At 58.7% G+C, this 9,473-nt stretch carries 10 protein-coding genes; 2 read left to right on the top strand and 8 right to left on the bottom strand.

Annotated features, from left to right (window positions below):
* Together KGA81_RS28870 and KGA81_RS28865 are read right to left on the bottom strand one after the other, a co-directional pair.
* The coding region (locus KGA81_RS28870; RefSeq protein WP_223550896.1) for a PAAR domain-containing protein at positions 1 to 1,354 on the bottom strand (1,354 nt) is incomplete at its 3' end.
* The gene (locus tag KGA81_RS28865) at positions 1,351 to 1,848 is read right to left on the bottom strand and encodes a hypothetical protein (RefSeq protein WP_223550893.1); all 498 of its coding nucleotides are present in this window, start codon (positions 1,846 to 1,848) and stop codon (positions 1,351 to 1,353) included. The genes KGA81_RS28870 and KGA81_RS28865, both read right to left, overlap by 4 nt.
* Before the next feature lie 693 nt (positions 1,849 to 2,541).
* On the opposite strand from KGA81_RS28865, the gene KGA81_RS28860 reads away from it, so the two are divergent.
* Both KGA81_RS28860 and KGA81_RS28855 read left to right on the top strand, forming a co-directional pair.
* Positions 2,542 to 2,904 carry a DUF6124 family protein gene (locus KGA81_RS28860; RefSeq protein ID WP_223550891.1) on the top strand — a complete coding sequence of 121 codons (363 nt, stop codon included), beginning with the start codon at positions 2,542 to 2,544 and terminating at the stop codon, positions 2,902 to 2,904.
* A gap of 144 nt (positions 2,905 to 3,048) precedes the next feature.
* On the top strand, positions 3,049 to 3,234 hold the full coding sequence (locus KGA81_RS28855) for a hypothetical protein (protein ID WP_223550889.1): 186 nt from the start codon (positions 3,049 to 3,051) through the stop codon (positions 3,232 to 3,234).
* Between the two features lie 183 nt (positions 3,235 to 3,417).
* Here KGA81_RS28855 and KGA81_RS28850 read toward each other — a convergent pair whose 3' ends face one another.
* From KGA81_RS28850 to KGA81_RS28825, 6 genes are read right to left on the bottom strand one after another with little or no spacing between them, the layout of a single operon-like run.
* The gene (locus tag KGA81_RS28850; protein WP_223550887.1) at positions 3,418 to 5,160 is read right to left on the bottom strand and encodes an ABC transporter substrate-binding protein; all 1,743 of its coding nucleotides are present in this window, start codon (positions 5,158 to 5,160) and stop codon (positions 3,418 to 3,420) included.
* Between the two features lie 47 nt (positions 5,161 to 5,207).
* Positions 5,208 to 5,480 (bottom strand): DUF2160 domain-containing protein, encoded by a 273-nt coding sequence (locus KGA81_RS28845; protein WP_223550884.1) that lies wholly within the window; start codon positions 5,478 to 5,480, stop codon positions 5,208 to 5,210.
* A 10-nt stretch (positions 5,481 to 5,490) separates the two neighbouring features.
* Positions 5,491 to 6,291, bottom strand: a complete 801-nt coding sequence (locus KGA81_RS28840) for a carbohydrate ABC transporter permease (protein WP_108219064.1) — start codon at positions 6,289 to 6,291, stop codon at positions 5,491 to 5,493.
* A 9-nt stretch (positions 6,292 to 6,300) separates the two neighbouring features.
* Entirely contained in the window at positions 6,301 to 7,167 is an 867-nt protein-coding gene (locus KGA81_RS28835) for a carbohydrate ABC transporter permease (protein WP_108219065.1), read from the bottom strand.
* Positions 7,164 to 8,279, bottom strand: a complete 1,116-nt coding sequence (locus KGA81_RS28830; RefSeq protein ID WP_223550881.1) for an ABC transporter ATP-binding protein — start codon at positions 8,277 to 8,279, stop codon at positions 7,164 to 7,166. Before KGA81_RS28830 ends, KGA81_RS28835 begins: the two co-directional genes overlap by 4 nt.
* On the bottom strand, positions 8,279 to 9,373 hold the full coding sequence (locus KGA81_RS28825) for an ABC transporter ATP-binding protein (RefSeq protein ID WP_223550879.1): 1,095 nt from the start codon (positions 9,371 to 9,373) through the stop codon (positions 8,279 to 8,281). Before KGA81_RS28825 ends, KGA81_RS28830 begins: the two co-directional genes overlap by 1 nt.
* Positions 9,374 to 9,473: the final 100 nt, after the last annotated feature.

The raw sequence follows: 9,473 nt of genomic DNA, 5'->3' as shown, positions 1-9,473 counted from the left end.
CTTCTGTCCCCACCCATGTGCCAATCCCTACCAAGGCCGCAAAGCAGATCACTCCACCTACTACCGTGCTAGCCCCTAGCGCCAAGCAAACAGAACGACCAGCCCAAGGCACGCCCACCCCGCCCGCCACCCCACCTGCTGTAGATCCGAAAAATTTCCCTCCTTCAGTAAATTTAACCTTCTCACAAGCCGTTCCAGAGTCACCAACACAAACCTCCTGAATAGCCAGCAACGAAGAAACTCCGCCAATTCCAATGCCGATGTAACCACCGGCGCCCATGTACTTCGCCGCCCGACTGACCGCATTCACATGAGTGGCATACCCCGGTATCTGTCCCGGCGCACCGGCTTTGTCCCAGTGGTGCACCAGACTGCGACTGGAAATGCCGAGGGCCGTCTTCAACTTCGGGTGATCGCCCAAGGTCGTCTGGCCACGCAGGCGAGTGGAGTCCAGCAAGTGGGCATCCAGCTGGGCGAGCAGGCGCTGGCGTTCGGCGAAGAACTGCGGTGATTTGAGGTGGCCGTGTTGACGATAGCTGTCCTGATGCAGGCGCTCCATGGCTTGCAGGGTGTCGCGCAGTCGAGTCAGGTGCTTTTCCATTACCGCCGCGCTGACGCCGAGCCAGGTCGAAGTCTCGCTGGTAAAACTGGCGATTTCAGCGCCGTGGCGGTGCATGAATTCGGCCTCCTCCGGCGTCAGAGGGTCGAGGGCCGCCCTGACCTGTTGCGCGGCCTGCATCAGCTGCGCTTCCTGATAGGTGCAGAAGGTGTTGTTCGGGTCGCTCAGCACGATCAGCGAACCTGCTTTGACGTCACCGAGACCTGGATTCAGCGCTTGAAACTTGCGCATCGCGGCGGCACCGGGCGTGGCAAACAACGTGGCCTCCAAGGCCTCGCGGGTCATGCTTTTGGGCACCACATAGAAGCCCGGTTCTTGAGGTTCCGCTCGGGCGAATATCACAGGCGCCGGTGGGTACGAAGGGGCGAAACCAGGCTGACGTGGCGCGGCCGGTTGACTGGTTGCAGCGCTGGAAACGGGTTGCACACCGCTCCTGTCCGTTCGCGGTGCAGAATTAGCACTGCTATAGGTGGCCGTGACCACCGAGGGGATCAGTCGGGCCTTGCAGGGACAATCGCTGTGGCTGTCCAGCGTGCCCGCCATGGCTTTGCCATGACTGATCATGTGCGAAATGCCACCGACAATCTTGTAGGTCTTGCCGTCCTTGCCACAGGTGACTCGATCACCCTCGCGGGCATGGGCAATGCCGTACATCATGATCCGGGTGTCACCATCCAGGACCTTGCCGCCACAGGTGGTCTTGTCATGCAGGCCAATGAAATGTCCTTCGTTCATTGATGTTCCTCCTCCTTGATGGAAGGCAGAAAGTCCTCGGCCATCGGCACACCTTCACGCCCCACCAACAAACAACCGCCTTGTAAAGTGTTGATGACCTCATCGCCATTGCAGAGACGGCTGCCGACCAGCGCTACATCGCTATTTTCTTGTCCCGCGCCCGTGACGATCTGCGCCGTACGCCCATCGGCGTACAGGACGCAATCGCCTTTCAGTGCCGCACGTACGCTCCGGCCGCTCTCCAGGGTGAACTCCAGCGGCGATGTCGCTTGCTGGACCACCCCGCCGTCGCGGGTTTGGCTGCCTTCGGTTGCGAAGCGATAAATGGCGCGAGCGGGATGAGCTTCTACGTATGCCTGCTGCTGGCGAACAACCGCCAGAGCTTCGTCACAAAAGTGTGCAAGTCGTTCTTCTGTGAAATGGGGGGCGTCAAGACTGCGAAGAAATTCAGCGGAGACTTCGTTGGTATACAGGGGGTGCACAGGTGCATTCATTTGCAACGTCCTTATCGTCATCGGTTTGAGTTGCCTTCCCTTCTCATCTCGGCAGAAGTGCTGAGCAGAGAAAATATTGGGCGACGACGAATAAGACGGTGGAACGCGTACTGAACGCAATCCAATGGCATAGCCAAATGAACGAATAGGAATTTTCCTAATAACCAACAACCCATTTCCTACAGCGGTAGTTCTAAAAGATAATTTTTCGCGCAGTGAAAGCGCGTTGTGTGTGTGGCGTTTTTCACGAGCGAGCGTATCTCGATGGGTAGACTAATAAACGACATCTTCCCAGACTGCGTGAGAACCCTGCTCACCTGCGCGGCGCTCAAAGAAATCTAAACACACCCGTTTAATCGTTTCGGAAAGTTACTTCGTGAAAGCTACAACACCTTGCGGCGTTACCTACAGGTAAGACAGAATCCGCCGGCTTGTGCGTCTTTGACATGGGTCCTATCGTTTGCCGGTCGCTGAAAAAAACAGTGACCGGGTTTGGTAGACCCGTAGCATCGACGCATAGCGTCACCTTTTTGCTGTCCAATGTTTGGGCGGTATTTTTATGGTGGCCATGCGCAGGGCTCCTTCGGGAGCGCCGGTTCCGATGCCCGGTCTACCAACCTTCGTATGGTCGCCACCCTTCGTTTGGTAGCGAGGTGGTGATGGCTCCTTTTAAATAGCATCGGAGTTCCATCTATGTTCAAGGTCACACCTAATCCGCCAGACACCGATCCGGCTTCCCCGTACGAAACCCTCGATTCAAAAAGCCTTCACGAAGCCGCAGAGCGCGACATCGACTATCACCTAAAGCCAGAGGTCCCCATCATGGACACTCCGCGCACACCCGGCACGATGTTCATCGTCAATCCCGAGCTAGATACCGCAACCCTCCTGGCCCATGCTTGCGAGTCGCTGGCCTCGGCAAATGTCATGACCATGGATTTGGCGGACCATATGGATGGGCCCAGGCGCAACTCCCTACTAGGTATTGCGCAAGTCATCATGCTGGGCGAACTAGCGGTCAATCGCGCGCTGGACCAACTTGACCCGCCGGAATAGTCCCGGCAGCTGTGGCTTCACCTGACTTTCAGTCGCAACGCACCATTAGCGGACTAGCATGTACCCGCCAATGGTGCTTGGAGCTCTGACATCTATAGGTTGTGCCTCAAGCTGCTGGATGACGATATTAATGCGAGAACGAAAATGAACCGTGACAGCTTTTCCGAACCCGTAGAAGGCTTTGATACGTTGGCTACTGAGCGTCTGAGTGATGCTGAACCCTTTCACCAACGTATAGGAGCAATGAAAGTTAAATTGGTGCTTCCCGAAGACTTCGACGCGCCTCTGCCTGATGACATACATGATGATTTCGAAGGCTCCCACGAATAAGATTTCTGTTCCATAAGCGGTTAGCCAGCTCAGCGATCAGCGTTTCTGACAGATGTTTGTTCGGCTGGAAAAGCTGGCCGTCTGGCATGGCCTCTTCGTCAGACCGCCGCCCGGAGGCGGTAGATCAGGCACAAAGTAAAACGGCACCTTGCGGTGCCGTTCGCGTTTCACATTACAACCACTTTACTTACGCGCCGCCTCCCAAGACTTCAGCAGTTCGGCATAGCTCACGGTCTCGCCCTTAGGCTTCTCGTTCGCCAGTTTCGGCTTCGGTGCACCCGGCTGGTCGAACCAGTATTGCGCGTCGCGCTCGGGGTTCATTTTCGGGGCGCAGGTGGCTTGTGCCTTCGAGCGTTCCAGACGGGTCATGATCGCGTCCTGATCCTTGGCCAGGCCGTCGAGTGCCTGTTGCGGGGTTTTCTCGCCGCTGGCGGCTTCGGCGATGTGGCTCCACCACAATTGTGCCAGGCGTGGATAGTCCGGCACGTTGGTCCCGGTCGGGGTCCATTGCACGCGGGCCGGGCTGCGGTAGAACTCCACCAGGCCACCGAGTTTCGGGGCCAGGTCGGTCATGGCTTGCGAGTTGATGTCCGACTCGCGGATCGGCGTCAGGCCGACGATGGTTTTCTTCAGCGACACGGTTTTCGAGGTCACGAACTGCGCGTAGAGCCAGGCTGCGAGTTTCTGTTTCTCAGGCGTCGACTTCATGAACGTCCACGAACCCACGTCCTGATACCCCAGCTTCATCCCCTCCTCCCAGTACGGTCCGCGTGGCGACGGCGCCATGCGCCATTTCGGCGTGCCGTCGGCGTTCATCACCGCCAGTCCCGGTTTGGTCATGTCGGCAGTGAACGCGGTGTACCAGAAGATCTGCTGGGCGATGCTGCCCTGGGACGGCACGGGACCCGATTCGGAGAAGGTCATGCCCGCCGCTTCCGGTGGCGCGTACTTTTTCATCCAGTCCACATACTTGGTGGTGGCGAACACCGCCGCCGGCCCGTTGGTGTCGCCGCCGCGGGTCACGCTGGAACCCACCGGATGGCAGTCCTCGACGCGGATGCCCCACTCGTCCACCGGCAAGCCGTTGGGGATGCCCTTGTCGCCGCCACCGGCCATGGAGAACCAGGCATCGGTGAAGCGCCAGCCCAGGGACGGGTCTTTCTTGCCGTAGTCCATGTGCCCGTAGACGCGTTTGCCGTCGATTTCCTTGACGTCCTCGCTGAAGAATTTGGCGATGTCTTCATAGGCTGACCAGTTCACCGGCACGCCCAGTTCATAACCGTATTTTTCCTTGAACTTGGCCTTGAGGTCCGGACGCTCGAACCAGTCGGCGCGGAACCAGTACAGGTTGGCGAACTGCTGGTCAGGCAGTTGATAGATCTTGCCGTCCGGCGCGGTGGTGAACGAGATACCGATGAAGTCCTTGATGTCCAGGGTCGGCGAGGTGAAGTCCTTGCCCTCGTTGGCCATCAGGTCGGTGATCGATTCGGTCTTGCCGTAACGGAAGTGCGTGCCGATCAGGTCCGAGTCGTTGACCCAGCCGTCATAGATGCTCTTGTCCGATTGCATCACGGTCTGTAGTTTTTCCACCACGTCGCCTTCCTGCAGCAAGTCGTGGGTCAGCTTGATCCCGGTGATGTCGGTGAAGGCCTTGGCCAGCACCTTGGACTCGTATTCGTGGGTGGCGATGGTTTCCGACACCACCTTGATGTTCATCCCGCGAAATGGCTCCGCCGCCTTGATGAACCACTTCAGCTCTTCAAGCTGCTGCTCGGCCGTCAGAGTGGACGGTTTGAATTCACTGCCGATCCATTTTTTCGCGGCATCTTCGTAGGCATCGGCCCAGGCCGAAACGCTCAAACCGCTGAGTGCCAGCATGGCTGCCAATGAAATGCTATGTCGCAGCTTATTGTTTTTGTCGAACATAGAGACCTCCTGTTTAAGTTTCGGAGCAACATTGCCGAGCGATTCGACTAGCCCCAACGCATCACAGCCAACAGCCACACCAGGGACATCGCGAAGGCGACCCAGATGCTCCAGTCGGTGACGCCGATTACCAGCAAGTGCAGGTAGGCGCTGCCGAGAAGACCGATAAACAAGCGATCGCCACGGGTGGTGGCAATCGGCAGAAAACCACGCCGAAGGATGCTCGGCGAACGCAATTCCCAAGTGGTCATGACCACCAGGATCAGGGCAATCACGCTGAAGAATGCCGCCGTCGGGGTGGTCCAGCTCATCCATTCCATCATCAGTTCCTCATACCCGGCCCAGGGCAAAGCCCTTGGCCACGTGGTTGCGCACGAACCAGATCACCAGCATGCCCGGCAGGATGGTCAACACCCCCGCTGCCGCCAGCACTCCCCAGTCGATACCGGATGCCGAGACCGTGCGGGTCATCACCGCGGCGATCGGTTTGGCGTTCACCGAAGTGAGGGTTCGTGCCAGCAGCAGTTCGACCCAGGAAAACATGAAGCAGAAGAACGCCGTGACGCCAATGCCGGAGCCAATCAGCGGGATGAAAATCTTCACGAAGAACTTGGGAAAACTGTAGCCATCGATGTAGGCGGTTTCGTCGATTTCCTTGGGCACGCCGGACATGAAGCCTTCGAGAATCCACACCGCCAAGGGCACGTTGAACAGGCAGTGGGCCAGGGCCACGGCGATGTGGGTGTCGAACAACCCGATCGACGAATACAGCTGGAAGAACGGCAGCAGGAACACCGCCGGTGGCGCCATGCGGTTGGTCAGCAGCCAGAAGAACAGGTGCTTGTCGCCAAGGAATCGGTAACGCGAAAACGCATAGGCCGCCGGTAGCGCCACGGTCAGGGAAATGATCGTGTTCAGGCTCACGTAGTACGCCGAGTTGATGTAGCCGGTGTACCAGCTCGGGTCGGTGAAGATCACCTTGTAGTTGGCCAGGGTGAAATCCTGTGGGAAAAGCGTCAGGCCGCCGAGGATTTCGGTGTTGCTCTTGAAGGACATGTTCAGCAGCCAGTAGATCGGCACCAGCAGGAACAGGATGTAGATCAGCAGCGGAATAAGCTTTCTCTTGCTCATGGCCGGGCCTCAGCGGTTGGCGTCGGAATGAGTCATGGCGGTGTAGAACAGCCAGGACACCAACAGGATGATCAGGAAGTACACCAGCGAGAAGGCCGCTGCCGGTCCCAGGTCGAATTGCCCTACGGCCATCTGGGTCAAGGTCTGACTGAGGAAGGTCGTGGCGTTGCCAGGACCGCCGCCCGTGAGTACGAACGGTTCGGTATAGATCATGAAACTGTCCATGAAGCGCAGCATCACCGCGATCAGCAGCACACTCTTGAGCTTGGGCAACTGGATATGCCGGAACACCGCCCAGGCCGAAGCACGGTCGATCCGCGCCGCCTGGTAATACACATCCGGAATCGCTCGCAGGCCAGAGAAGCACAGCAGCGCCACCAGCGAGGTCCAGTGCCAGACGTCCATGATCAACACCGTGACCCAGGCGTCCATGGTGTTCGCCGCATAGTTGTAGCTGATGCCCATGGCCTTGAGACTCGCCCCCAGCAGGCCGATATCGGCGCGGCCGAAGATCTGCCAGATGGTGCCGACCACGTTCCACGGGATCAGTAACGGGATCGCCAGCACGATCAACACCACTGAAGACCAGCGGCCCTTGGTCGGCATGGTCAGGGCAATGGCGATGCCCAGCGGAATTTCGATCAACAGCACACAGGCGGAATAGATGAACTGACGCAGCAAGGAGTCATGCAGTCTCGGATCGAGCAGCACCTGTTTGTACCAGTCGGCGCCGACGAAATAGCGGCTGGACTGGTCGAAAATATCCTGCACCGAATAGTTGACCACGGTCATCATCGGGACCACCGCACTGAACGCCACCAGCAGGAACACCGGCAGCACCAGCCACCAGGCTTTGTTGTTCTGCACCTTGTTCATGGCTGCACCTCAATGTCGGCTCGGGTTTCCAGAAGGAACTCGTCGGCATAGACCATCAGCCATTGCGCCGGAAAACTGATGTAGGCCGTGCCCTGGGGCACCGATTTATCTTCGGCCAGGCGCACTTTAAGGGGGACGCCATCGAGGTTGAGGCTCATGATCTTGTAGGTGCCCAGGTCTTCGACGTGTACGACCTGGGCCCGCAACGCGTCATCGAACGCCTCGTCCCACACATGGACGAACTCCGGTCGAATGCCGACTTTCAGGGTTTTCCATTCGGACTCGGCGATGCGCTGCTGCATGGCCTCCGACAGCGGCAGATGGGTCGAGGCAAAACCGACGCCACCCGGTTGCGGCTGCACGTCGATCAGGTTCATCCCCGGACTGCCAATGAAGTAGCCGACAAAGGTGTGGCTCGGGCGCTCGAACAACTCCCGCGGCGTACCGAACTGCACAATCTGCCCGCCGTACATCACCGCAATCTTGTCGGCGAAGGTCGAGGCCTCGAGCTGATCGTGGGTGACGTAGACCATGGTGATGTTGAACTGCTCGTGAATCTGCTTGAGCTTGCGCCGCAGTTTCCACTTCAGGTGCGGGTCGATCACCGTCAGCGGTTCATCGAAGAGGATCGCCGACACGTCATCGCGCACCAGCCCGCGGCCCATGGAGACTTTCTGTTTTTCGTCGGCGGTGAGGTTGCGGGCTTTCTTGTACAGCAGTGCCTGGAGGTCGAGGACTTCAGCGATTTCCTGTACTTTGCTGTGAATTTTCGCTTCCACCATGCCTTGATTGCGCAGTGGGAAGGCCAGGTTGTCGAACACCGTCATGGTGTCGTAGACCACCGGAAACTGGAAAACCTGGGCGATGTTGCGCTTCTCCGGGGTCAGGTCGTTGACCGCTTTGCCGTCGAACAGCACATGGCCCTGGGACGGGCTGAGCAGCCCGGAAATGATGTTGAGCAAGGTCGACTTGCCGCAACCGGATGGTCCGAGCAAGGCGTAGGCACCACCCTGCGCCCAGATGTGATCCATCTCGCGGATCGCATAGTCCTCCGGCCCCACCGGGGTCTTGGTGTAGCTGTGGGCGAGGTTCTGCAAACGGATTTCGGCCATCAGGCAACCCTCGTGACACGCCGGCCCGGCGCCTGCACCAGGCACCCCTGCGTATCGAACACAAACAGTTTATGGGTCGGGATGTAGATGCGGATCGGCGCATCGACGTCGTACTCGTGAACCCCCGGCAAGTGCAGCACCAGCAGGAAGTGCTCGTTGCGCACGTGCAGGAAGGTTTCCGATCCGCTGATTTCCGCGACTTCGACGGTCACCGCCAATTCCAGGTCATCGTCGTTGCTCGGCACCAGCGAGATATGGCTGGGCCGCACGCCGAACCGGAACTCGCCCTCGCCCACCGGGCGCAGATCGACGTTCAGCGGGAAGTGCACGAAGTTGGCGAAACTCACTTCGTTGCCGGCAATGCGCCCCGGCATCAAATTGATCGGCGGCTCGGAGAACAGCTCGGCCGCCAGCACCGTTTGCGGCTGGTGATAGACCGACGAGGACTGGCCGCTCTGGATCACCCGGCCTTCATGAACGATGGTCGTGGTACCGCCCAGAGCCAGGGCTTCGTTGGGTTCGGTGGTGGCGTAGATGGCAATGGTGTGGCGCGCCTTGAACAGCTCGCGCATTTCCTGGCGCAGCTCTTCGCGCAACTTGTAGTCGAGGTTGACCAGTGGCTCGTCGAACAGGATCAGCTCGGCGTCCTTGACCAGCGCCCGGGCCATGGCCGTACGCTGTTGCTGGCCGCCGGAGAGCTCAAGGGGATGGCGCTGGAGGAACTTCTCGATGCGCAGCATCTTCGCGGTTTCCAGCACCTTGCTCTGGATCAGCTCGCTGGATACACCGGCCTGGCGCAGCGGCGAGGCGATGTTCTCGAAGACGGTCATGGTCGGGTAATTGATGAACTGCTGATACACCATCGACACATTGCGCAGGCGCACCGGGCGCTGGGTGACATCGACACCGTTCATCAGGATGCGGCCGCTGTCGGGCTTGTCCAGACCGGCCATCAAGCGCATCAGGCTGGTTTTGCCGGACAAGGTGCGACCCAGCAGAACGTTGAAGGAACCGGGTTCAAAACTCAGGTTGGCATCGTCGATCCAGATCTGGCCCTCGACGGTGCGGCTGACGTGCTCCAGGGTGAGTGACATGGCTCGGCCTTTTTATTATTGGAGTCAAGCGACCGGAGCTCTAAAGCGACATCCGTGCCAAAAATTTCAAGCTGTTGATTCAATTTGAAATTCCAGGAAA

The sequence above is a fragment of the Pseudomonas sp. A-B-19 genome, assembly GCF_019947515.1.
GTDB lineage: Bacteria > Pseudomonadota > Gammaproteobacteria > Pseudomonadales > Pseudomonadaceae > Aquipseudomonas.
This window is presented reverse-complemented; position numbering and strand designations above follow the sequence as displayed.